Source organism: Stenotrophomonas sp. FSL W7-1447 (genome assembly GCF_037966425.1).
GTDB classification, from domain to species: domain Bacteria; phylum Pseudomonadota; class Gammaproteobacteria; order Xanthomonadales; family Xanthomonadaceae; genus Stenotrophomonas; species Stenotrophomonas pavanii.
Genome location: NZ_CP150199.1, coordinates 4,398,074 through 4,420,924, shown reverse-complemented (window position 1 = coordinate 4,420,924; position 22,851 = coordinate 4,398,074). Strand labels below are relative to the sequence as shown.

Here is a 22,851-nt window from a genome sequence, read left to right as displayed (position 1 = left end):
GCAGCGGCAGGACGTCGCACGCGCGCTGTGAACGCAGCACCGCAGTACCGCAGTACCCGAAGTACCAGGAGCAGTACCCCTTAAGGAAATCCCCCTTTTCATAGAATGGATAGCACAGACATGGCAGACATCTACCAGGACATGGTCCAGCCCCGCGGGGCGGCCTACAGCAGTGACCGCATCAAACCGTGGAGCCACTACCGGGAGCCGATCGACCAGAGCGACGGCCGCCTGCATGGCAATTCCCGCCGGTGGGGCGATGCGACCCCGGAAGTACAGTCACGGGTGATCGACACGATCATCGAGTCGGCGCGCGAGAAGGGCCTGACCCCGCGCGAAACGGCGCACGTACTGGCCATCGCCCGCGTTGAATCGGGCTTCAACCCCGATGCCGCCGCTGGCACCACCTCGGCCTCGGGCCTGGGCCAGTTCATCGACAAGACCGGCAACCACTACCACCTCAACAACCGCAACCGCTTCGACGTCGGCGCACAGTCCGATGCACTGGTTGACCATTACATCGACAACCGCACGCTGGCGCACAAGCGCGGCCAGGGTGAGGAGTACATCTACAAGTACCACCACGACGGCCCGACCCGCGATTACGGCGGCCTCAACCTGTCTGAAAAGAAGGTGATGCCGTACGTGGACAAGTACGAGCGGTTCGTGGAGCAGCGCCTGGGACTGACCCACGGCCAGTCCCAAGGCAGCCACGCGGCCCCCGCCGCAGCTGCGGCCACGCATGCGCAGGCCAAGCCGGCAGCGGCGCACGCCGAAGGCCAGACCCGCACCTTCGAGCAGACGATGCAGGTGATGCTGCCCCCGCAGAACGGAGTCAAGCCGCACGTTACCGGTGAGTTCGGCGAACACCGCGCGCACAAGCCGCACGGTGGCACCGACTTCAACTATGTCGGCGGCCAGCACGGCCGTAATCTGCAGCACCCGACCGTCCACGCACCGATCTCCGGAACGGTGACGTTCGTCGGTGGCGACTACGGCACGGTGAAGATCAGGGATGCACAGGGCAACTCGCACGAGATCCTGCACCTGCAGTCGACCCAGGTGAAGGAAGGCCAGCCGATCAAGGCGGGCGAGCCGATCGGCACCATGGGCGGGCGTGGCCCGGGCGGTGCGGGGCAGTATGCCCAGCACGTGCATTACCAGTTGAAGGATCCGCACGGCAAGCTGCTCAGCCCGCAGGACTTCTGGGACCACGGCAAGCTCAAGGAAACCGGCAAGGGTGGCCATTCGCATGAGGCCGACCACAACGGTGTGCTGCGCCAGGGCGCCAAGGGCGAGGAAGTAACTGCACTGCAGAAGGAACTCAACCGCTTGGGCGTGCGCGACGGCCATGGCAACCGGCTGAGCGAGGATGGCAAGTTCGGTGCCAATACCAAGGACGCTCTGACCGCCTACCAGAAGCAGCACGGGCTCTCCGCCGATGGCGTGGCGGGTCCGGCGACGCTGGCCAAGCTGGCCGAAGGCCGCAGCCACGCCGAGGCGGCGCCGAAGGGGCCGCAACTGGGCGACAAGGCGCATCCGGATACGCCGCTGCACAATGCGATCCGTGGCCACCTGCCGGGCATGATCTGCAACGAGATGAGCGCGCATGTGACCGCCCAGGCCAAGGCCGCCGGCATCGATTCGCCGGAAAAGCTGCAGGGCGTCACCGTGCAGGATGGCAAGGCCTTCGTCATGGGCACCGTCCCCGGCTTCCGTACTGCGGTGGACATGACGCAGACGGCACCGAGCCTGCAGGAGACCAGCGCTGCAATGCTGGCCAAGCACGAGCCTTCGCCGCAACACGTGCAGGACGAGCAGCAGCGAGTAGCCATGGGCCGTTGACCGCTGCGTGTTGACAGGCGTGTGGTAAAGGAGGCCGGCCGGAGCGATCCGGCCGGCTTTTTCCGTTCATGGGGGAGGACATCCACGGACGCCGCTTCGCAGGATGCACAGCGTGCTGCGCCTGCGCGAGGGAGCCTGGACCAGGGCATGCTGGACGGCAGCAAGCTGCTGGTGGCGCTGATCGATGGCGAGCAGCTGCCGCCCTCGGAAGTGTCCTCCGCATGCAACCTGTTGCCCGCGGATTGGCGCACAGACGATTCCGTCGTTGCCCTGACGCGAGGGTCGTCCCAAGGCTACCGTTCCTCGTCCAGTACCTCGTCGTCGAGCTCGTCCTCGAGCAGTTCCGGCGGCTGGTCCGGTGGTGGTCGCAGCGGCGGCGGCGCTTCGGGCGGCTGGTGGCTCAGGCCGCCCACACCCGCCAGCCCAGCGCGGCATCACGCAGTTCGCCGCTACCGCCCACATCACCCACCTGCAGCTGCACGCCCTGCGCATTGGGCAGGTCTTTCTGCTCGGGGAACCACCGTCGATCCGCCGCAACCACGATCAGCAGGCCCTCGTCGTCGCCCATCGGCGCGAACTGCGGCGAAGGCGGGCTGATCGGTTGCAGGCCGAAGCGCTGGCTGGACTGTTCACGCACCGCATCGACACCGTGGCTGGGCAGGCCGACCTCGCTCAGGCACGTCAGCTCGCTGCCATGGAAGGCGCCTGCCCGCGTGCTGACCGGCAGACGGCGGCGGCCGATCAATTCGAGGATCAGGCCATCGGGACCGGTGAAGTACACCGACTGCGACTGCCAGCTGCTCTCCAGCGCAAAGTAATCCAGGCCCTCAGGATTACGTTGCAGCGGAGTACGTTCGCGCAACCAGGCCATCGCCTCGCCGAAGCGGTTGTCCGGTACGTTGAAGGCCAGGTGCACGCCACCGACGGGGTGACCACCCGCCGGCTGCAGTTCGATCGTGCTCCAGCCGATGTGCACATGGTTGCCGACCACGCGCTGCTGCAGCACATCGTGGAAGTATGTAGCCACGGAAGCGACGTCGGATACCGGCAGAGTGAGGTGCAGCAGGCGCATGATCGATCCTCCGTGGACGCACCCACTGTAGCGCCGGGACATGCCCGGCGGCCACTAGCGCAGCGAATGGTTGAAGAACCGTATTGCCGCGTCCGCTGCCTGCGCGTGGGTCTCCGCCTTCGGCACCGACGTGCTGCACAGGTCCTGCAGCCGCTGCTGTCCGGTCGGGGTGCATGCGGCGAGGAAATCGTAATGGCCGACACCGGGCAGCACCTGCAGTACAGCGCCCGCAATCACCGCACGCGCAGCCTCGCCGTTGGTCTGCGGTGGCGCGACCGTGTCCGCCTGGCCCAGCACGATCGACACCGGCTGTTTCAGCGAGGAGAGCTGCTCGGGCGCAAAGGCCTGCACGATTGCCGGCGCCAGCAGGAACACCGCGCGCACGCCGGGAATGGCGCGTGCGTCGTTGGCGTGGGACATCCAGGGCGACAGCGCGGGCGACGCCGCAGCGGCAACGCGCGCCTCCATCGTGTGCGTTGCCGCCTCCTGTTGGGGCCGGCAGACGCCGTCATCCGGATGTGCGGTGCAGAAGTCCCGCAATCGCTGCAGGTCCGGTCGCGCACCGGCTGCCAGCAGCGCGGTGTAGCCACCGGCCGAGAAGCCGGCGACCCCCAGGCGCTCAGGATCGACATGTGGGCCCAGCACCGGATCGGCCTGCACGGCCGCCAGTGCGGCACGCAGGTCATCGGCGCGCAACCAGGTCAGAAGGCTGCCGGGCAGGGTCAGGGTGTCTACGCCGTTGTTGCCTGGATGATCCACCGCAATCACCAGATACCCGGCCCGCGCCAGCGCCGTGCCCAGCCAGCCCATCATGCGCGCGCTGCCGCCGTTGCCATGCGAGAGCAGCAGGGTCGGCAGGCGATTACCCGCGACCGGCGCATCCTTGGCCGACCGGCCGACGTCGAACAGCGGCGCGTCGGGTGGACCGATGGTCAGCGCGGTTTCGCGGCTGCCGGCCGGTGCCGGATACCAGACCGTGTAGCGCAGCGCGTCGCGGTGCCCTGCGTCGCGCACGGCGGCGCTGGCCAGCGTCGTCGTGCCGTGGCGCTCGCCGGCGACGCCGCTTTCACGGGCGGCGCCGACGCTCGCGAAAGCCAGCAGCATTCCTCCCAGCACAGCAGCGGTCATGCGCATCTTCAACTCCTTGTCAGTGGGGACGTTCTTCGACCGGCAGCCAGATTTCCACGCCGCCCTGGCCGCTGTGCTCGTCGAACCGGGCGTCGTAGCGCTCCAGGTCCGGCGCATTGGCAAGGCTCAGGTTGGACGCAGGGAGATAATGATCCAGCAACCAGAACCAGGTCGAGCGGATGGCCGAGATGTGTCCGCCGTGCCAGGCCACCAGGTAGCGGCGCGCCGGGATGTCCACGCGTCGCCAGTGCGCGGGCACGCTCGGCACCGTGCTTGCCGGCACTGCCGCGATGTAGTCGAAGCCACCATCGTCATCACTGTTGCAGCACACGCCGAAGCTGACCGGTGCCGGCGTCGGCCACTCGCGGTTGAGCTGGGCCCATTGGCCCGGAATCGCGCCGCTGCTGTCGCGGGTATGCCGCATGCCGACGCCTGCCACCTGGAACGCGGGCGTATCGAGCAGCCGGGGGGCTTCAATGCAGGCTGACGGGGCCTCGTCCAGGCGGATCGCCTGCACCAGCGCCAGCCCATCGGTGCCCTGTTCGCGTACCCGTTCCGGTGTCTGCCCGAACTGTTCGCTGAAGGCCCGGGTAAAGGCGGCATGGGTGGTGTAGCCGGCCCCCAGCGCCACCTGCAGGATGTCGCCGGCGCCGTTGGCCAACCGCTGCGCGGCAGCGGTCAGGCGGCGCCCGCGCAGGTAGCGCACCACCGAGGTGCCGGTGCGGGCCTGGAACAGGCGTGACAGATGAAACGGCGACAGGCCGGCCGCAGCGGCAATGTCGGCCAGCGCCAAGGGCTGGTCCGCATGGGTTTCGATGTGCCACAACGCCTTGCCTGCCGCGCTCATCCTGCCGTTCCCCGGATCCAATGCCGGCACAGTAGCGGATCGGCAGGCGCGGCGTTTAGCAGTTCTTGCGCTGCCGGGGCCTTGCGTCTGCCTGCGTACCCGCAACAATGCGTGCTTCATGGACGTGATGAGGGGCAAGGATGCGATCGACGACGTGGGATGCCATGCCAGCGGAGCCCGGCCGATGATCGAGATGATCGAAATGCTGCTTGCCCTCTGGGTACTTCCCAGTCTGTTGACCCTGGCGCTGATGCTGCTGATGTTGTTCAGCGCGCCACGGTGGCGCGGTAATCCCTGGGTGTACCGTGTCGGCTTCGCGTTGCTGGGCGGGTTTCTGACACCGACGTTGTTGGGGGCCGGTCACGGTGGGTTGCCGTGCGCGACTATCGGCGGGCTGGTGATGATACTGACGCAGCTGCAGTGGATCGGCGATCTGCAGATCGGCTTCATGGGGATCGGGATTCGCAACAGGGGCATCTGGATCATGTCCACCCCCGCCTTGGTGGTGTTCGCCGCCATGATGTTCGTTCCGCTGCGAACGGCACGGCCGGCCCGTTTCGGCTTTGGCGACGACGGCAACGGCAACGGCAACGGCTAGCCGCTGTGTGCGGGGATGGGGCGTGGGTCTGCATTGCCCATCCATGCATGGCGTGGATCTACGGATGAGCCTTGGCAGGGGCCGATCTTGGTTGGCGCATCAAGCTGTCGCACTGACGTCATGCCTCCTTCACAGATCGCGCCGAGACTGCGCGCCTTGTCCAGGCCTGCGCTACCCCCGCAGGTGCTGGCCCTGCCGCGTCCTCCCGGAGCCCTGCCGTGCATCGTTCGAAGCTTTCGCGTTCCATCCTCCTTGCCCTTTCCATGGCCAGCGCAGGAGGCGCGATCGCAGCGGAGGCCGATGCGGTCGATGCCGCCGGCGGCAGCCGCGCCGCGCCCACCCAGCTCGACGCGATGCTGGTCACCGGTACGCGCGCGTCCAACCGCACCCAGTTCGAAACGCTGGCGCCGGTGGATGTGTTCAGCAAGGAAGACATCAGGTCCGTTGAATCCACCGACCTGAAGGACGTGCTGGCGCAGCTGGTGCCATCATTCGTGGTGCAGCGCCTGCCGATGGCGGACGGCCAGGTGTTCGTGCGCCCGGCGACGCTGCGTGGCCTGTCGCCGGACCAGACCCTGGTGCTGGTCAACGGTCGCCGCTTCCATCGCAGCGCGCTGCTCGGCAACCGCGGTGCGCAGGCCGCTGACCTGGCACAGATTCCCACCAGTGCGATCAAGCGCATCGAGGTGCTGCGTGATGGTGCGTCGGCGCAGTACGGCTCGGACGCCATCGCCGGCGTCATCAACATCATCCTTGAGGATGGTCCGGGCACCGAGATCACCGCCGGCTACTCGCAGTATGCGCAGGGCGATGGCGCCTCGCGCGATTTCAGCGCACGCACCGGCTGGTCGCTGGGTGACTACGGCAGCCTGGTGCTGTTTGCCGAATCGTCCAACTCCGACGCCACCTCGCGCACCCGCCAGCGCCCGGACGCGATCGCCTTCCAGGCTGCGCATCCGGAGCTGGACGTGCCCAACCCGGTGCAGCGCTGGGGCCAGCCGGAACTGGAAAGCCGCCGCGTCGGCTTCAACGTCAAGGCCAACGCCAGCGAGACGCTGGAGCTGTATGCGTTCGGCCTGTACAGCCACAGCGATGGCGTCAGCGATTTCAACTGGCGCAACCCGGACACCACCACCGGTGCCTACCGCACCACCGCCATTTTCCCAGGCTGGAACCTGCGTTCGCTGTATCCGGTGGGCTTCAGCCCGCAGTACGGCAACGTCCAGAACGACCTGCAGCTGGTCGGCGGCCTGCGTGGCGAGATCACGCCCAAGCTGCGCTGGGATGCCAGCGCGTCGTATGGCCGCAATGCCATCGACTACAGTCTTAAAAACTCGATCAATGCCTCGCTGGGCCCGGCCAGCCCGACCGCATTCGACCTCGGTCGCCTGACCCAGACCGAGAAGAACGCCAACGCCGACTTCAACTACGAATGGGACGTGGCTGCGCTGTCCAAGCCGATCAACGTCGCCTTCGGTGGCGAGTTCCGCCAGGAAACCTACCAGGTGCGCGCCGGTGATCCGGCCTCGTACGCGGTGGGTCCGGGCGCGGCCGCGGGCCTGGAGGCCAACTCCAATGGCGCGCCGGGTTTCTCGGCCAGCCAGGCCGGGCAGTGGAGCCAGCGCAGCAAGGCCGCCTACGTGGACATGGAAGTGCCGCTGGGCGAGCGTTGGAGCATCGGTGCAGCCAGCCGCTACGAGGACTTCTCCAGCTTCGGCAGCACGCTGGACGGCAAGCTCTCGGCGCGCTTCGCGATCACGCCGGACCTGGCCCTGCGCGGCACCGTGTCCAGCGGCTTCCGCGCGCCGACGCCGGCGCAGCTCAACACCACCAGCACCACCCAGGGGTTGGATACCCGCACGCTGCAGATCTTCACCAGCGGTCGCCTGTCACCGAACGATCCGCTGGCGCAGCTGCTCGGCGCCAGGCCGCTGAAGCCGGAAGAATCGCGTACTGCGTCGCTGGGCCTGACCTGGCGCACCGATCAGGGCCTGTCCGGCTCGGTGGATGTCTACCAGATCAAGCTCACCGACCGCTTCAGCCAGTCGGCCAGTTTCGCCATTCCGGCCGGTACGCCCAATCCACTGGGCTACACCTCGGTGAACTACTTCACCAACGACTTCGACACCACCACCACCGGCGTGGACGTGGTCGGCAACTACCTGCGCGACCTCGGCGCCGGCCGCATGACGCTGACCCTGGCCTACAACTACAACCGCACCCGCGTGGACAACGGCAGCACCTCGGTGGCCACCAATGAGACCCAGCGCGTGCTGTTCGAAGACCGCCTGCCCGAGCACAAGGGCAGCTTCACCGGCAACTGGGACGTGGGCGCATGGTCGCTGATGGCGCGCGTGCGCTACTACGGCGCCTGGACCGATTCCAGCGGCAATGCAGTGGGCGACATCTACCAGCGCTTCGGCGCGATGAGCTTCCTCGACCTGGCCGTCGGCTATCGCATCAACGAACATCACAGCCTGCGCGTAGGTGCCGACAATGTGCTGGACAGGTATCCGGACGAGGCGACTTTCCAGGCCAGCCGCGGCCTGGTCTACTCGCGCAACGCCCCCTATGACACCGACGGTGCCAATCTGTACGCGCAGTATCGGCTGAGCTTCTGATGGACCGCACGCGCCGCTCCCTGCTGCGTGCTGGCACCCTGCTGCCGGCCGCCGCCCTGTCTTCACTGCCCGCCACCGCCGCCGCGCGCTACGCTGGGTCCATGCAGATCCCCATTTCTTCGGCCGCACCGGATGTGCTGGCCCGCGATGAGAGCTACTGGGCCGCCGTGGCCAGCCACTTCGACATCACCGACGAAGTGAACCACCTGGAGAATGGCTACTGGGGCGCGATGGGCCGCGAAACGCTGGCCAGTTACCAGCGTCATACCGCTGAAGTGAACCGTGGCAATGCCTGGTACGGCCGTCATGCGTTCCCGGCGCAGTACATGGCGGTGCAGCGGCAGGTGGCCGAACTGCTGGGCGTGGGCGCCGACGAGATCGCACTGACCCGAGGCGCCACCGAGGCGATGCTTGCGCTGATCGGTGGCTACAACCGCCTGCGGCCTGGCGACCAGGTGCTGTACGCCGACATCGACTACGACAGCATGATCGGCGCGATGCGTTGGCTGCAGCAGCGCCGTGGCGTGCAGGTCGAGCGCATTGCGCTGCCGGTGGTGCCCAACCATGCGCAGATCCTGCAGGCCTACGAGGCCGCGTTCGCGCGGCTGCCACGCCTGAAGCTGGTGCTGCTGACCCAGGTCAGCCATCGCCATGGGCTGGTGCTGCCGGTGGCGGAGATCGCCGAGCGTGCACGCGCACGCGGTATCGACGTGATCGTCGATGCGGCGCACGGGTTCGGCCAGATCGACTACGCGGTGCCGCAGCTCAAGGCCGACTTCGTCGGCATCAACCTGCACAAGTGGATCGGTGCGCCGGTCGGCGTCGGCGCGATGTATGTGCGCAAGGGCCGCGTTGCGGACCTCGACCCGTACATGGGCGAGACCGACGATGGCCGCGTGGGCAGCCGTGTGCACACCGGTACGGTCAACTTCGCCGCTTACCTGGCGCTGCCGGAGGCGATCGCGCTGCACCAGCGCATCGGCGCGGCCAACAAGCAGGCGCGCCTGCGCTACCTGCGCGAGCGCTGGACGGTGCCCGCGCGGCAGATGGCGCACATCGAAGTGCTGTCTTCGCCGGACCCGGCGCTGGCGAGTGCATTGGCCAGCTTCCGCCTGCGCGGGCGCGCCAGCGTGGCTGACAACATCGCGCTGCAGAAGCGCCTGCTGGACGAGCATCGCGTGTTCACCACCCATCGCGACGGGTTGGACTCCGGCGCCTGCGTGCGGGTGACACCGTCGGTGTTCACCCGGCCCGAGCAGATGGATGCGTTGGTGACGGCACTCTCCGCCCTGGCCTGACCACTACCGATCGGGTGGGGCCTACCCCTCGGCACACCGATCCCCGGCCAGCCAGGAGAGCCAGCCGGCCGGGGCACCACTCAACGCCTCACTTGGTCTCTTCCCACTGCACCACGTCCGGCTCGGTGGCGCGGATACCGGCGGTGGACAGCAGCTTGGTGCTCGCATCCAGCGCCGCGTTCACCGACGGGTACTCCACGATCGCCTGGCCCGACGCCTTCGACACCTTCACCACGGTGCCGCCGGTGGCGGTAGCCGCGCGCTGGGCCGATGCTGCGTCGGTGAAGAACACCTTGACCCGCGACGTCGCCACCACTGGCGCGCCGTCACGGGACACCGCCGCCGCGAACTTGCCGGCACCGGCATCAGCAGGCGCGGCGGTGGCGCCATCCAGCGAACGCTTGGTACGCGCGCTGGTGGTCGCCGCCGCTTGCGGGGTGATCGTGAACTGGCCGCCGCTGGCCTGCTTTACCGTTGCCGAGGGCGACAGCTGGAAACGCGTACCGCCCACGTCGAACGTGCGACCGGTAGCGGACGCCTTCAGTTCCTGCGCATCCACGGTCGACAGGGTCCTGGCCGGAGGGGTCTGCCCCGAGCTCTGTGCCCAGGCAGGGGAGGTCATCGCCGCGAAGGCGAGCGTGCTCAACAGAATGGTCGTCTTCATCATCAGTGCCCCAGAACGCGGATCTTGAAGAATTCGAGGTTGCCACGCGATGCAGCGGTCGCGGCCTGCCCCATGTCGGTCACTTCCAGCGTCCAGGTGCCCGTGGCGTTCTCATCCAGGAAGGCATTGCTGGACAGCAGGTCCCAGCTGGTGAAGTTGCTCTGCGCGCCACCCGTGCCCGAACCGATCGCGGTGAACGCCGGCTGTACCACGCTGCGCGTGCCGCTGGGCGACACCAGCACGAACTGCAGCTGGCGCGTGTTGCGGTGGTTGACCCGGAAGCCCAGCTGCACGCTTTCGATGTTGCGCGCGCCGTTGGCCAACTGGAAGGTCAGGCGTGCGGCGGCGGCCGAGGTGTTGCCGATGGCCACGGTACGCGTGGTGTTGCGCCAGCCGCTGTCGACCAGCGCACCGAGCGACTGGAAGTTCTCGGCCACCTGCACCGCGCGTGCAGCGTTGACCACGCCGAAGCCATACCAGTTGCTGTAGGCACGGCCGGCAGCATTCACCGTCCAGCCCGGCACCAGCGTGCGGCCGTCGGCCAGCGTCACCGCCGGCTGGTTCGGGTGGTTGCGGGTGGCGGTGGTGGCCAGGATGTACTTCACATCGCGATAGGACAGGTTCGGATTGGCTTCCAGCACCAGCGCCGCCACGCCCGATACCATCGGCGCCGACGCCGAGGTGCCGTTCATCTTGGCGGTGTAGTTGCAGGTGCTGTCGATGGCCGACAGGTTGCTGTCCAGAGTGTTCTGGCGGTTGGTGTTGGTGTTGCTGCCCTGCGCGCATCCGGTCACGCCGGTGGTGACGATGGCCGGGTCGTACGCGCGTGCCACCAGGCCGGGTGCGTACTGGGCCTGCAGGCCGTACTCACCGCCAAAGGCCGAGACCCACAGCGCCGAGCCGGTGGAGGAGTAGGACGAGCGCACGCCATCGGCACGCACCGCGCCTACGGTGATCACGTTGAACAGGTTGTTGCGCGGATCACGGCCAGCCGGCACGCAGCCGGTGTTGCGGTTCTTGGTGTCGGTGGTGCAGACATCCTGGGTCTGGCTGATCGAGGCATTGTTGAAGTTGTTGCCGGCCGACTTCACGTAGATGCCGCCGCGGCCACCGCGCGTGCCCGATAGGGCCTGCTCATACGAACGAATCGTGTTTTCGCTGTACGCCAGCGGCAGGTTCGGATTGCCCGGGCCGGCGCCCCAGCTGTTGTTGAAGACCTGCACGTCGGCCGATTCCGCGCCGTCCCACCAGGCGTACTCGATGTTGCTCTGCTGGTTGCCCAGGGCCGAGCGCGAAATCGGGTTGAAGCCCTTCAGCGTCGCCGCCGGGGCTACACCGCGCACGCCCAGGTTGTTGGCGCCCACCGCGCCTGCAATGCCGCCGACCATGGTGCCGTGGTTGTCGACATCCGGGTTGGTCGGGGTGGGGTTGTTCGAGCCGTTGGTGAAGTTCTTGCCGGCCACCGCCGCCACGTTGGCGGCCAGGTCCGGGTGCGCGATCTGCAGGCCATCGTCGACGATGGCGATGGTGACGCCCTGGCCGCGGATGCCGTTGCGGAACAGGCCATCGACGTTCAGGTCGTTGCCGGCCACCGGCCGGGTGTCGGCCGGGACGGTCTGCCCGGTGTTGAGCAGGTGCCACTGGATACCCGCCAGCGGGTCGGCCTGTTGGGCCTGCGCGGTGGCGGCCAGGCTGCCCAGCACCAGGGCAGTGGCAAGGGCCAGGCGCGCAGAGCGCGGTGGCGCGGAGCGTTGCGTGTGTCGCTTCATACACGAATCCTTCTGTTGTGAATCGGCATGGCAGGACGGCGGGGCGGAACTGCCCCATCGCAACGAGCCAAACGCGACACAACGAAGAACCCCCTACCTCTTCACACCCGAAAGATGCAGAAGTGCGAATTTCGTCACAGACACTTATGAGGCGCGGCAATGACGACGGCTGCGGTCGGCATATGGGGAGGCAAACCTTCTGGCACCTGCATCCACACAGGGTGTGTATCCACCGTGTCTCGGCGCGGCCCTCACACCCGGCTGTGCTACTACAGCCCTGCACCCTTCCGCACGGAGCACGATGATGGTCAATCCGCTCGCCCAGGCCCATCGCGGCCTTGGCACCACGCTGTTCAGCCTGTTGAATCCGATACCCTTCGGCTTCTTCGTCGGCGCACTGATCTTCGACGCGACCTATCTCAACAGCGCCGAGGTGATGTGGGGCAAGGCCGCCGCCTGGCTGATCACGTTCGGCCTGCTGATCGCCATCGTGCCGCGCCTGATCAACCTGTTCGCGGTCTGGCGCCGCAACGGCACGGCCACCCGCATCGACCGCATCGACTTCTTCCTGAACCTGGTCGCGGTGGTGCTGGCCATCTGGAACGCCTTCGTGCACAGCCGTGATGCGTACGCCGTTGCTGTGCCGGGCACGATTCTGTCGGCGCTGACCGTGGCCCTGATCGCGCTGGGCCTGATCCTGCTGTCCCTGCAGCCGCCGGTGCTGCAGGGAGGTCGTCATGGCTAAGCACATCCTGCCCACCGTGGCCGCGCTGGCACTGGCCGTCACCCTCTCGGCCTGCGCCGGCAAGGCCGAATACCATCCGGCCGACCAGTCGGGACCGCAGCCGCCACTGCCCAAGCCGGCCAACTTCCTGATGCCGCCGATGCAGGTGCCCAAGGGCGTGGGCTGGGCCGACGGCCAGGCCCCCACGGTGGCCCAAGGCCTGAAGATCGAGCGCATCGCCGCCAACCTGCAGCACCCGCGCCGGCTGCTGACCCTGCCCAACGGCGACGTACTGGTGGTGGAAGGCAATGGCCCCGGCGAAGAGCCGGTCACCACGCCCAAGCAGTGGATTGCCGGCAAGGTGAAGGCGCGCTCGGGCAAGGCGGGCAAGGGCGGCAACCGGGTCACCCTGCTGCGCCGCTCGCCAGGCACGAACACCTGGACCCAGCACGTCTACATCGAAGGCCTGCACTCGCCGTTCGGCATCCAGCTGATCGGTAACACGCTGTACGTGGCCAACACCGGCAACATCATGCAGTACCACTACGTGCCCGGTGAAACCCGCATGTCTGACAAGGGCCGGGAGTTCACCGACCTGCCCAGCACCATCAACCACCACTGGACCAAGGAACTGCTGGCCAGCCGCGATGGCCGCAAGCTGTACGTGGGCGTGGGGTCCAACAGCAACATCACCGAGAACGGCCTGGCCGTCGAATACCGCCGCGCGGTCGTGCTGGAAGTGGACGTGGCCACCCGTGGCAGCCGCATCTACGCGTCGGGCATCCGCAACCCGACCGGGCTGGACTGGGAGCCGAGCACTGGCCAGTTGTGGGCAGTGGCCAACGAGCGTGATGAGATCGGCGCCGACCTGGTGCCGGATTACCTCACCTCGGTGAAGGAAGATGGCTTCTACGGCTGGCCCTACAGCTACTACGGCCAGCACGTGGACGAGCGCGTGCAGCCGCAGCGGCCGGACCTGGTGGCCAAGGCGATCGTGCCGGACTACGCCATCGGCTCGCACGTGGCGCCGCTGGGCCTGCTGTTCTACACCGGCCAGGCATTGCCGGCGCAGTACCACGGCGGCGCCTTCATCGGCGAGCACGGCAGCTGGGACCGCTCGCCACTGAGTGGCTACGAAGTGGTCTACGTACCGTTCAAGGACGGCAAGCCGACCGGGCGGCCGCAGACCGTGGTCAGCGGCTTCACTTCGAAGGACGAGAAGACCCTGATGGGCGCACCGGTCGGCATGGCCATGGATGCCGAGGGCGCGCTGCTGGTGGCCGACGACGTGGGCGACGTGGTGTGGCGGGTCTCAGCCAAGTAGCTGTGTAGCGTTGAGCCATGGCCGAAGGACATCCGGTAGAGTCGACTGTCAGTCGACTCGCGCGCGCAGCGCGTGCTTTTCCTGTGAGCAGCGAAGAGCAGTCGACTCTACCCTGTCGACTCCACCCCGTCGGCTCAACCACCGGGTTCAGCGTGCCCGGAACCCGCTGAACACCGACTCGGCGGCAAATCCCACGCCGCCCAGCAGCACGCCGAAATACACCACCGTGGCCACCACGAAGCCGTAGCCGGCTGCCACCGCCGCACCATCGCGCTGGATGAAGCCAATCGCAAACGACATCAGCGCCAACGCCGGCAGCGTGTTGCTGAAGGGAATCGGCCCGGCCGGCGCCATCAGCAGCAGGGTCGCAAACACCAGCATCAGGTTGTTCAGGCGCATCATCTTCTTCGAGCGCACCATCACCGCCAGCCGCATCGGCCGCGACAGCCGCTCCATGCGGTGCACCCACTTCAGCGCACGGCCCAGGTTGGCCTTCAGCTTGTCGGTGGCGATCTCGCGGCGCGCCAGCTTCTGCGGCACCCACAGCGGGCGGTCGCGCACACGGCTCAGGCCGATCAGCAGGATCGAGGCGCCAAACACGGTGCTCAGCCCTGGAATCGACACCGGGATGATGAAGATGGCCGAGAGCAGGATCACGATCAGCAGCAGGCCCTCATCGCCCAGCGCGCTGAGCAGGGTGCCGACGCGCACCTGGTCGCCGGGCAGCTCCTCGATCATCTGCTCGATCTGCTGGGCCAGAGGCGCGCTGTCGTTGGTTTCGGGGGCACGGTAGGTCATGCGTCGCAAGGTTCTCCAGGGAAGGGCGGTCAGCGGGCCGTCCTGCGGTGGGGGACGCACAGGCCCCTGAAGTATCCCGGCCAACGTGGGCAAAGAGGTGAACCGGGCATGAGGGGGTAAACTGGCGTGCCCCGCACGAGTTGAATGCAATGGACATGGGCCGCAGGCAATCGACCATCGAACTGGTCGCCATCGACATGGATGGCACGCTGCTGGACCCGTCGCACCAGCTCACCCCCCGCGCCCGGAAGGCCATCGCGCAGGCGCGGGCGCTGGGCGTGCACATCGTGCTGACCAGTGGCCGCCCGGTTCCGGGCCTGGCGCCGTACCTGCACGAGCTCGGCATCACCGGCAACGACGACTACTGCATCGCCTGCAATGGCGGCCTGGTGCAGCGCATCGGCACGCGCGAAACCGTGGTCGCGTATCCGCTCAGCTTCGACGACTTCCTCTTCTGCGAACAGGTCGCCCGCGACCTGGGCGTGCACTTCCAGGCGCTGGACAGCCAGCGCATGTACACGCCCAACCAGGACATCAGCTACTACACCGTGGCCGACTCGCATCTTTCGCGGATGCCGCTGTCGTATCGCCGCGTGGAAGACATGGACCCGTCGATGTCCTTCATCAAGCTGATGATGATCGACGAACCCGAGGTGCTGGACGCCGCCATCGCGCGCCTGCCCAGCGCGCTGACCGAGCGCTTCGCAGTATTGAAGAGCGCGCCGTACTTCCTGGAAGTGTTCGACCACCGCGCAGGCAAGGGGCCGAGCCTGCAGACGCTGGCCGAGCACCTGGGTATCGACCGCGCCAACGTGATGGCCATCGGTGACCAGGAAAACGACCTGACCATGCTGCAATACGCCGGTACCAGCGTGGCGATGGGCAATGCCATCGATGCGGTGAAGGCGGTGGCGCGGTTCGAGACCAGCAGCAATGCCGACGAAGGCGTGGCGCGCGCGATCGAGCGTTTCGTCCTGCAGTAACCACGCGTCCCTATGCCCTGATAGGTGCCAACCTTGGTTGGCACACGAGCGCCGACCAAGGTCGGCCCCCACCACGCCGGGGCTATACCCACGTATAGCCCACCTATCCCCACCGCCATTCGCGCTGTACCACGGTGCAATGGCGGATGCGGCAGTGCGATGCAAGAATTCCGCACGTCGAAATCACCCCACCGAATCCCACGGCAGATGATCGTCTTCGTCTGCCACTGACCGGCACGCACCGCGCGGTCACGCCTTCAACGCAACCGCATCGCCAGCCAGGGCGCCGACACCGGTGCTGCATCGCGCTGGGCGTGCGCCTGCGCCGCTCTCTCCCTGCACTTGGATTTACTGCCATGAACACCCCACCCACGACGCGCCTCGCCCTGGCCATCATCGCGGCCATCACCGCACCTGCGTACGCCGCAGACACGCACGACGCCGCGCTCGACACGCCCACCACGCTCAACGCCCTGCAGGTCATCGCCACGCCGCGCGGTGCGGCCGTGGCACCGACCCAGGTGGTCGGCCCCAACCGCTACATCATCAAGGCCGAAGACCTCGACGCGATGGTCACCGGCAACAACGGCCTGGCCATGCTGAAACAGGTGCCCGGTGCCAGCTACACCGCCACCGACGGGCTGGGCCTGGATATCTCGGCCACCAGCCTGTTCGTGCGCGGCTTCCGCATGAATGAAATGGGCATCACCTTCGAAGGCGTGCCGCTGAACGACAACGGCTTCCTCTCGCTCACCGGCACCAGCGTGGTGAACGTGGGCGTGCCCGATGGCATCGGCGCGATCACGGTCAGCCCCGGTGGCGCACCGGTCAGCGTGTTCTCCAGCAGCGTCAACGGCGGCAGCCTGGAATACCGGCTGCGCGACCTGCAGGACACGCCCAGCCTGCGCGTGAAGCAGGGCGTGGGCAGCAACAACACGCTGGTCACCACCGTATCCGGGCAGAGCGGCCAGCTCGGCGAGCATGGCCCGAAAGTGCTGGTCGACCTGCAGCGCGTGTCCGCCGACAAGTACCAGGGCGAGGGCACGCAGAACTTCCTGCGCGGTGACCTGAAGCTGCAGCAGGATGTGGCGTGGGGCGATTTCACCGTGTTCGTCTCCGACAGCAAGGCCCAGGTCTGGGGCTACAACAACATCTCCTTCGACATGATCCGCAAACTGGGCTGGAAGGCCGACATCTTCTATCCGGACTATGCGTGGGCGTATTACGTGGCCTCGCCGGAGAACGCAGACAAATCCTGCGGCGCCTACACCTGTGGTGAACTGTCCGGGCTGATTCCGTACGACACCGGCCAGAGCACCCGCGACCGGGTGTCCTCGATCAACCATCGCTTCCAGATCAGCCCGGCGCTGAGCGGCAACGTGCAGCTGTACAACGCCAACAGCCACACCCAGGCCACGCTCACCGACCCGAACGTGCCATCGCCCAACGGCGCGCCGTTCTCCGAACAGGTGCAGACCCCGCGCCTCAACCGGCTGGGCGGCATGCTCAACCTGCAGTTCGAGGCGGGCGCGCACACTGTCACCGCCGGTTTCTGGCAGGAGAAGAGCAAGGCCGCGGCCAAGACCGAGTGGTACCAGCAGCCGCTGCTGGGCGAGGGCCCACCGCTGAAGGCCATCGGCCCGTTCGATGTGTATGGCCCCGCGTTCAAGACCGACAACGCATCGAGCTGGGTGACCCGCTCGCGCCAGTTCTACCTGCAGGACGACATCGTGTTGAACGACACGCTGAAGCTGGGCGTTGGCTTCAAGGCCGTGGACTTCCGCACCAGTGGAGGCGGCCTCGGCGATGCCAAGGACCGGCCGGTGAACGGCACGCTGCGCGCGAAAAGCAACTTCCTGCCGCATGTCTCGCTGTTCTGGAGCCCGACCGAATCCACCGATGCCTTCATCGACCTGGCCAACACCATGAACGGCTATCGCGTCGCCCAGCGCGGCAACATCGGCTACACCGCCTCGGCCTGGACCATCACCGATCAGGAAGAGTTCGACCGCGTGGCCGGCACGCTGCGCCCGGAGAAGAACTGGAACCTGACCGTGGGCGCCTCGCATCGTGTCGACCGGCTGACGATCACCGGCGACGTGTTCTACAACGACATCCGCAACCGCCTGCTGTCGGCCGCCATCGGCACCCAGTTCGCGCAGATCAACACCGTGCGGCTGATGCCGAAGATGCACGTGATCGGCGCCGACCTCGGCATCACCGCCGACCTGACCGACCACCTGCAGTTCTATCAGGGCGTGGCCGTGGCCCGTTCGTACTACGACAGCGATTTCGTGGTGGGCGACACGGTGTACCCGATCAAGGGCAACGCCCAGCCGGGCTACCCGCAGATCTCGCTGGTCAGCGACCTGTCGGCGCATTTCGGTGACTGGCGTTTGGGGGCCACCAGCACCTCGTACCTGCGCCAACCCTTCACCTACGAGAACGACATCCGCGTGCCGACGTTCTGGCAGGTCAACACCTATGCCGCCTACCGCTTCGGTGCCGACAGCGCCGTGCCCGGCCTGGAGCTGCGGCTGGACGTGAGCAACCTGTTCAACCGCCACAACATCGGCACCGCCACCATTGCCGGCTCGTCGTTCTCGGGGGATTACCAGACCCTGCAGCGCAGCGCGCCACGGCAGCTGATGATCAGCACCTCGATGGCGTTCTGAGGCGGCGAGGGTGGGGTCAGAGCCCTTTGCTGCGCAAAGGGATCCGACCCCGCAGCCATCCCATGATAGGGGTCAGACCCCTTTGCGCAGCAAAGGGCTCTGACCCCCAAAACCCGCCTAGAAACCCGCCTTGCGCAAACAACAGGGGTTTTCTGGCAGCGACGCAAGGTTCCCACAATGTTGCTGGGTCATCCTGTCGGCATGGCACAGCACACCCCGCCAACCCGTTTGCTCGGCATCGGCGGCCCACGACGGCCCCGGCAGGCGCTTTCCGTGGCGCCGGCGATTGATCTGCAGGGCGAGTACCAGTTCTGGCAGGTCTACGAACGCGTGGTCCGCCCGCTGCCCGGCGGCGGGCTGCGCCGGGCCTGGCTGGTGTGCCAGAAGGTGTACCGGGACCGCCTGCGGTTCCCGCATGACACCCGTGAAGCCGCGCTGGCGCGTGTGCTTTTCGGTAGCAACAGCACGCCCGAGCGCGCAGCCGAACTGCAGGACCTCTTCGGCCTTGTCAGCCGCCGCATGGCGTCCGTTGCCGTCCGGCGACAAGCGCCCACGCCGGGAAAGTGAATCACTGGCCAGGAATCGACACGCGTTGATGGCTTTCTCTTGGTCCGCCTGCTTTTGGCCTATTCTGGGGCGGGCCGGTAAGGACGGGAAACGATGGAAATCAGACGATCTGCACGCCTTGTGATCGTTGCTGAGGATGCGGTGTTGCTGTTCCGGTATCACGATGAACACCACGCTCCCTTCTGGGCTACACCGGGCGGGGAGCTTCTGCCCGGGGAGGGATATGTGGACGCCGCACGGCGTGAGCTCAGGGAGGAGACCGGATTGGATCTGCCGATAGGCGTGCGGCTGGAAAAGCGCGATGCCGTCTACGCGGTCGCCCGATCAACGCCCGCGCGATGGCTGGAAGAATATTTTCTGGTCCGCAGCCCCAACCAGCCCGACATCCAGCGTGACGGGTGGACGGAGGAGGAAAATGCCACGATCAGGGCGTGGAAATGGTGGCGCGTAGAAGAGATGAGAGAACAGCCTGCTTCCCTGTTCAAGCCGGAATGGCTGCCGGATCTTTTTGAACGTGTGCCCGCATGACGCGGCTTGATTCTGCCCGCTGCGATTACGTGCTCGCCTTCCCGCGGTCCAACTGCCGGTAGCCAATGGCCTCGGCCAGATGCGCTGTCTGGATCGTTTCGCAACCCGCCAGATCGGCAATCGTGCGCGCCACCCGCAGAATCCGGTGCATCGCCCGCGCAGACAGCTGCAGGCGCTCGATGGCCTGTTCCAGCATGTCCTGATCTGCCTCGCTCAGTCGGGTACAGGCCCGCAGTGCCGCCGGCGGCAGATGCGCGTTGAGCCCGCCACGCACCTGCTGCTTGGCATGGGCGGCTTCCACCCGTGCACGTACCGCAGCACTGGGCTCCCCCAGCGGCGTGCTCTCCCGCAACTCCACTGCGTCCATGCGCGCCACACTGATATGCAGGTCGATACGGTCCAGCAACGGACCAGACACCCGCGCACGGTAACGGTTGATACGCTCGTCGCTGCACAGGCAGCGGTTGCTGCGGTCACCGGCCCAGCCGCACGGGCAGGGGTTCATCGCCGCCACCAGCTGGAATCGCGCGGGATACTGCACGCTGCGTGCCGCGCGGGCGATGCGAATGTGGCCGGATTCCAGCGGCTCTCGCAGAGTCTCCAACGCACTGCGGTTCCACTCCGGAATTAGGGTAGCATGGTACATGTAAACCCCCGAGGAGTGCTCAATGCATCTGCTGCGGACTTCAGAGATCCCGCTTACCGAGCTGAACAAGCTCATTCCGGCTTCTGCGGCGCTTGAAGAGACTCCCCTCCCGAGACTCGAGCCCCGCTTCCCCCTTCTGGTTTCTGAAGAAGGGCAGCTTCATTGGGGGGCCTTTGCGTTTCTCCTGGACACATTTCGAATCGACTCCACCCGTAGCAGGGAGAAGACGCTCTCCACTTACGCCGAAGGGCTGAAGAGCTGGCTGGAATTCGTCGAATGCAACGGAGGCGACTGGACGAGGCCGACTGCATTGCTGCTCAGCGAGTACCGTCGCTTCTTGTCCACGGCACCGAATCGAAAGAGAAGACTAGCTAGCGAAACGATCAACCTACGGACGACCACCGTTCGAGAGTTCTACAAGTTTCTGGAGCATTGGGACGGTGAGGGCCTGGCAGACTCAGGCGGGTCCTGGGAGACGGAGCCGATCAAACAGTTCCTCGCTCGAACTAGTCGGCTGCGGCGGGCAAAGGCTTACAAGAGAAAAGTGCGTGCCATGAGTCCGGAGGAGACTTCGCTCATGGCGGCAACCCTGAAAATGCCTTACTCACTGATGTTCCTTTGGACTCTCGGGACGGGCGCTCGTCGCACCACCGTTGCAGATCTCGATCTCACACAGCTTCCAAAGAACGCACTGAATGTCAACTACATCGAGACTCGGACGAAGGGCGGAAAAGTCATCAATCTGGTGGTGACCTCCCGCTTGGCACAACGAACACTCGATTACTGCCAGACAAGTAGGAACAAGGCAGCTGCGAACTCCACTGAGAAAACAAGCCGGGTCTTTCTGAACTCGAGAGGCAGGCCGGTCACATCGAAGTCCTACTACCAAGCCTTCAGGCGAGCTGCGAAAGTGCTTGGCCTGAACGTGACACCGCACATGTCGCGACATACCTTCGCCGCGCATATGAAGAGTCGTCTCGAGGAGATGGAGAGGCGAGGTGCAAACATCAACTCGATCAAGGTCATTCAGCATCTTCTTGCGCACAACAGTGCAGAGACAACCGAGCTTTACTTGGCCTCCGTCAGCTCCATAGATTCAGGCACGCTTAGGGCAATCCTTGAGACAGAGGAGGCATTGGGATGAGTGGCGTCTCGGAGGCCGTCTTCGCCGGCGATGCGCCTGGCGACCCAGTCAACATCTATGACTTCTCCCGGCTAGGCCTTCCCCGCAAGCCCACTCACGCGTTGCTGAATGCCTTCACCGGCGTGACCTCTACTTACAGGGTGCAGAGTCGAAAGCAAGCATGGGGCTCAATCCGAAAGTTCGCAAACTTTCTGACCGAGCTGGACGGCGACCCGTGGAAGAATATGAGGTCCTCTACGATCTCGCAGAGATACGCGGAGTGGCTTAAGGCGAAGCTCTTGCTAAAGACTGGGGGAAGCCATTTTAACCTGCTTCGACAGATATATGCTTGGCTCGCCACTAACGACACCGAGAACTCGGTGACATGGATGAACATATACTTCCCCCGAGGTCAGTTCCAGAGGGAAGAGGAGTGTTCTCGAGAAAACATCCTTTCCGAAGAGGAGATGCGTGGCATTCTCATCGCTTCAAAGAAGGGGATCGATGAGGTAAGGGCGCGTACAAGGGTGATGGCGTCATTGGCAAATGGAGCTGATGTGCAATGCCTTACAGCCAAGGATAGAGCTGACCTAGATGGCATGCGTCGAGGGATGGCCCAAGGCGTACTCGGAAAGATAAATCTCTGTGCGGCGGGCTTTACGCCATACAGCGTAAAGTACCGGCCTCTAAAGAGGTACCTATTTCTAGAGATCTGCGACTACATCCCATACCTGCTGTACATAGCAATCGAAACGGGCGGGAATCCTGGGGGTTTGATGGCCTTATGCGTTGATTGCATCAGTGATCATGCCGTCGACCCATTAAAGAAAGAATTCACCTGGGATAAATTCAGGGCGACTGAGCAGAGCTCGGCTTCAGTCAGTACCGAAGGTGCGTACGCCATCCCAAAATTGATCGGCGAGGTAGTCGAATTCACTTCGGTACTTCGTATCGCTGCGGGTGCTCGTGCGGACACGGTCTTCCTTAGTTTGTGTCGTGGCAGCATAGGTCGCGTGTCGATTCAGTCATGGCACAACGAACTGGCGCTGTTCATAGACCGGCATGGCCTACCCGACTTCAATTTTGTTGACTTGAGGTTGTCCGGCGCGAGGCTCCTTGGGAATCGAGGCGAGAAGATTGAGCGAGTCCAATCCGAGCTTCAGCACAAGAATTCCAAGACCATCGGCCTCTATATTAGGTCGCCTGAGCGCAAGGGGGCCGCACAAGCGAAATTGTTGGGATTTATGGGGAAGGTAGTCCAGTCCGCAAAAGCGGTGGGCTTGCATCCAAGAAACTACGAGACTACCCAGGGTTACGACTGCACCGACGCGCTCTCAGGTGAAGCGCCCGCATCCAAGAAGGGTCAGAAGTGCCTGGATTTCCTTTACTGCGCCTTCTGCCCCAATAGCGTAGCTGTGCTGGATAGTCCGCGGCACGTTGCACGCATGATTGCTGCTCAACGGGAACTTGACGAAATCAAGAGACTGGCGGTGACCTCTCGTGACGTGGCTGCCAGGTACAAGCACGCGTACGAGAATTCGCACGAAATCCTGTCTGCGTTGCTTGGCAGGGTTACGAAAGTGGTTCTTCGTGAAGCAGAGAAGCTCTCCGTATCTGTCCCTGTTATTGGTCTGGAGTAGC

The 22,851-nt window shown here is 65.5% G+C and carries 18 protein-coding genes and 1 pseudogene; 12 read left to right on the top strand and 7 right to left on the bottom strand.

The genetic code is table 11. From position 1 onward, the window contains the following. Positions 1-120 precede the first annotated feature (120 nt). Positions 121-1,845, top strand: a complete 1,725-nt coding sequence (locus NSQ78_RS20535; protein WP_064239436.1) for a peptidoglycan-binding protein — start codon at positions 121-123, stop codon at positions 1,843-1,845. A 400-nt stretch (positions 1,846-2,245) separates the two neighbouring features. Here the strand turns inward: NSQ78_RS20535 and NSQ78_RS20530 are convergent, their stop codons facing one another. The 3 genes from NSQ78_RS20530 to NSQ78_RS20520 are packed head-to-tail and all read right to left on the bottom strand — an operon-like array spanning position 2,246 to position 4,892. Continuing rightward, positions 2,246-2,917, bottom strand: a complete 672-nt coding sequence (locus NSQ78_RS20530) for a VOC family protein (protein WP_064239435.1) — start codon at positions 2,915-2,917, stop codon at positions 2,246-2,248. A 54-nt stretch (positions 2,918-2,971) separates the two neighbouring features. Further along, entirely contained in the window at positions 2,972-4,051 is a 1,080-nt protein-coding gene (locus tag NSQ78_RS20525) for an alpha/beta fold hydrolase (protein ID WP_064239434.1), read from the bottom strand. Positions 4,052-4,064: 13 nt separating this feature from the next. Next, positions 4,065-4,892: an AraC family transcriptional regulator gene (locus NSQ78_RS20520; RefSeq protein ID WP_064239433.1), complete on the bottom strand. Its 828-nt coding sequence runs from the start codon at positions 4,890-4,892 to the stop codon at positions 4,065-4,067. On the opposite strand from NSQ78_RS20520, the gene NSQ78_RS20515 reads away from it, so the two are divergent. The 3 genes from NSQ78_RS20515 to NSQ78_RS20505 all read left to right on the top strand — a co-directional run bounded on the left by NSQ78_RS20515 (position 4,861) and on the right by NSQ78_RS20505 (position 9,409). Further along, positions 4,861-5,490: a hypothetical protein gene (locus NSQ78_RS20515; RefSeq protein ID WP_223224750.1), complete on the top strand. Its 630-nt coding sequence runs from the start codon at positions 4,861-4,863 to the stop codon at positions 5,488-5,490. The genes NSQ78_RS20520 and NSQ78_RS20515 overlap by 32 nt on opposite strands. A 218-nt stretch (positions 5,491-5,708) precedes the next feature. Beyond that, positions 5,709-8,111 carry a TonB-dependent receptor gene (locus NSQ78_RS20510; protein ID WP_080473177.1) on the top strand — a complete coding sequence of 801 codons (2,403 nt, stop codon included), beginning with the start codon at positions 5,709-5,711 and terminating at the stop codon, positions 8,109-8,111. After that, positions 8,111-9,409 (top strand): aminotransferase class V-fold PLP-dependent enzyme, encoded by a 1,299-nt coding sequence (locus tag NSQ78_RS20505; protein ID WP_149901739.1) that lies wholly within the window; start codon positions 8,111-8,113, stop codon positions 9,407-9,409. The genes NSQ78_RS20510 and NSQ78_RS20505 overlap by 1 nt, the downstream gene beginning before the upstream one ends. Positions 9,410-9,497: 88 nt before the next feature. On the opposite strand, the gene NSQ78_RS20500 is transcribed toward NSQ78_RS20505, so the two are convergent. Both NSQ78_RS20500 and NSQ78_RS20495 read right to left on the bottom strand, forming a co-directional pair. Beyond that, a complete protein-coding gene (locus NSQ78_RS20500) occupies positions 9,498-10,076 on the bottom strand; it encodes a hypothetical protein (protein WP_049468883.1) in 579 nt (192 codons plus the stop codon). Beyond that, positions 10,076-11,842: a S8 family serine peptidase gene (locus NSQ78_RS20495; protein WP_339207389.1), complete on the bottom strand. Its 1,767-nt coding sequence runs from the start codon at positions 11,840-11,842 to the stop codon at positions 10,076-10,078. The genes NSQ78_RS20500 and NSQ78_RS20495 overlap by 1 nt, the downstream gene beginning before the upstream one ends. A gap of 304 nt (positions 11,843-12,146) precedes the next feature. Here NSQ78_RS20495 and NSQ78_RS20490 point away from each other — a divergent pair, with 304 nt between their 5' ends. Both NSQ78_RS20490 and NSQ78_RS20485 read left to right on the top strand, forming a co-directional pair. Beyond that, positions 12,147-12,587, top strand: a complete 441-nt coding sequence (locus tag NSQ78_RS20490) for a DUF2231 domain-containing protein (RefSeq protein WP_064239430.1) — start codon at positions 12,147-12,149, stop codon at positions 12,585-12,587. Continuing rightward, positions 12,580-13,890 (top strand): sorbosone dehydrogenase family protein, encoded by a 1,311-nt coding sequence (locus NSQ78_RS20485; RefSeq protein WP_064239429.1) that lies wholly within the window; start codon positions 12,580-12,582, stop codon positions 13,888-13,890. The genes NSQ78_RS20490 and NSQ78_RS20485 overlap by 8 nt, the downstream gene beginning before the upstream one ends. 147 nt (positions 13,891-14,037) lie before the next feature. On the opposite strand, the gene NSQ78_RS20480 is transcribed toward NSQ78_RS20485, so the two are convergent. Then, entirely contained in the window at positions 14,038-14,688 is a 651-nt protein-coding gene (locus tag NSQ78_RS20480; protein WP_057494367.1) for an exopolysaccharide biosynthesis protein, read from the bottom strand. Positions 14,689-14,837: 149 nt separating this feature from the next. Here NSQ78_RS20480 and yidA point away from each other — a divergent pair, with 149 nt between their 5' ends. From yidA to NSQ78_RS20460, 4 genes are all read left to right on the top strand, one after another. Further along, positions 14,838-15,671, top strand: coding sequence for a sugar-phosphatase (gene yidA / locus NSQ78_RS20475; RefSeq protein WP_064239428.1), 834 nt, complete (start codon positions 14,838-14,840; stop codon positions 15,669-15,671). A gap of 356 nt (positions 15,672-16,027) precedes the next feature. Then, positions 16,028-18,346, top strand: coding sequence for a TonB-dependent receptor (locus tag NSQ78_RS20470; RefSeq protein ID WP_064239427.1), 2,319 nt, complete (start codon positions 16,028-16,030; stop codon positions 18,344-18,346). 177 nt (positions 18,347-18,523) lie between these two features. Then, positions 18,524-18,913 carry a hypothetical protein gene (locus NSQ78_RS20465; RefSeq protein ID WP_064239426.1) on the top strand — a complete coding sequence of 130 codons (390 nt, stop codon included), beginning with the start codon at positions 18,524-18,526 and terminating at the stop codon, positions 18,911-18,913. Between the two features lie 93 nt (positions 18,914-19,006). Further along, on the top strand, positions 19,007-19,441 hold the full coding sequence (locus tag NSQ78_RS20460; RefSeq protein WP_057494364.1) for an NUDIX domain-containing protein: 435 nt from the start codon (positions 19,007-19,009) through the stop codon (positions 19,439-19,441). Between the two features lie 25 nt (positions 19,442-19,466). On the opposite strand, the pseudogene NSQ78_RS20455 reads toward NSQ78_RS20460, so the two are convergent. Then, positions 19,467-20,069, bottom strand: a pseudogene (locus NSQ78_RS20455) (ATP-binding protein); the annotation flags it as partial. Between the two features lie 40 nt (positions 20,070-20,109). Here NSQ78_RS20455 and NSQ78_RS20450 point away from each other — a divergent pair. Next, positions 20,110-21,231, top strand: coding sequence for a tyrosine-type recombinase/integrase (locus tag NSQ78_RS20450; RefSeq protein WP_053451501.1), 1,122 nt, complete (start codon positions 20,110-20,112; stop codon positions 21,229-21,231). Then, positions 21,228-22,850: a hypothetical protein gene (locus NSQ78_RS20445; protein ID WP_064239425.1), complete on the top strand. Its 1,623-nt coding sequence runs from the start codon at positions 21,228-21,230 to the stop codon at positions 22,848-22,850. The genes NSQ78_RS20450 and NSQ78_RS20445 overlap by 4 nt, the downstream gene beginning before the upstream one ends. Position 22,851: the final 1 nt, after the last annotated feature.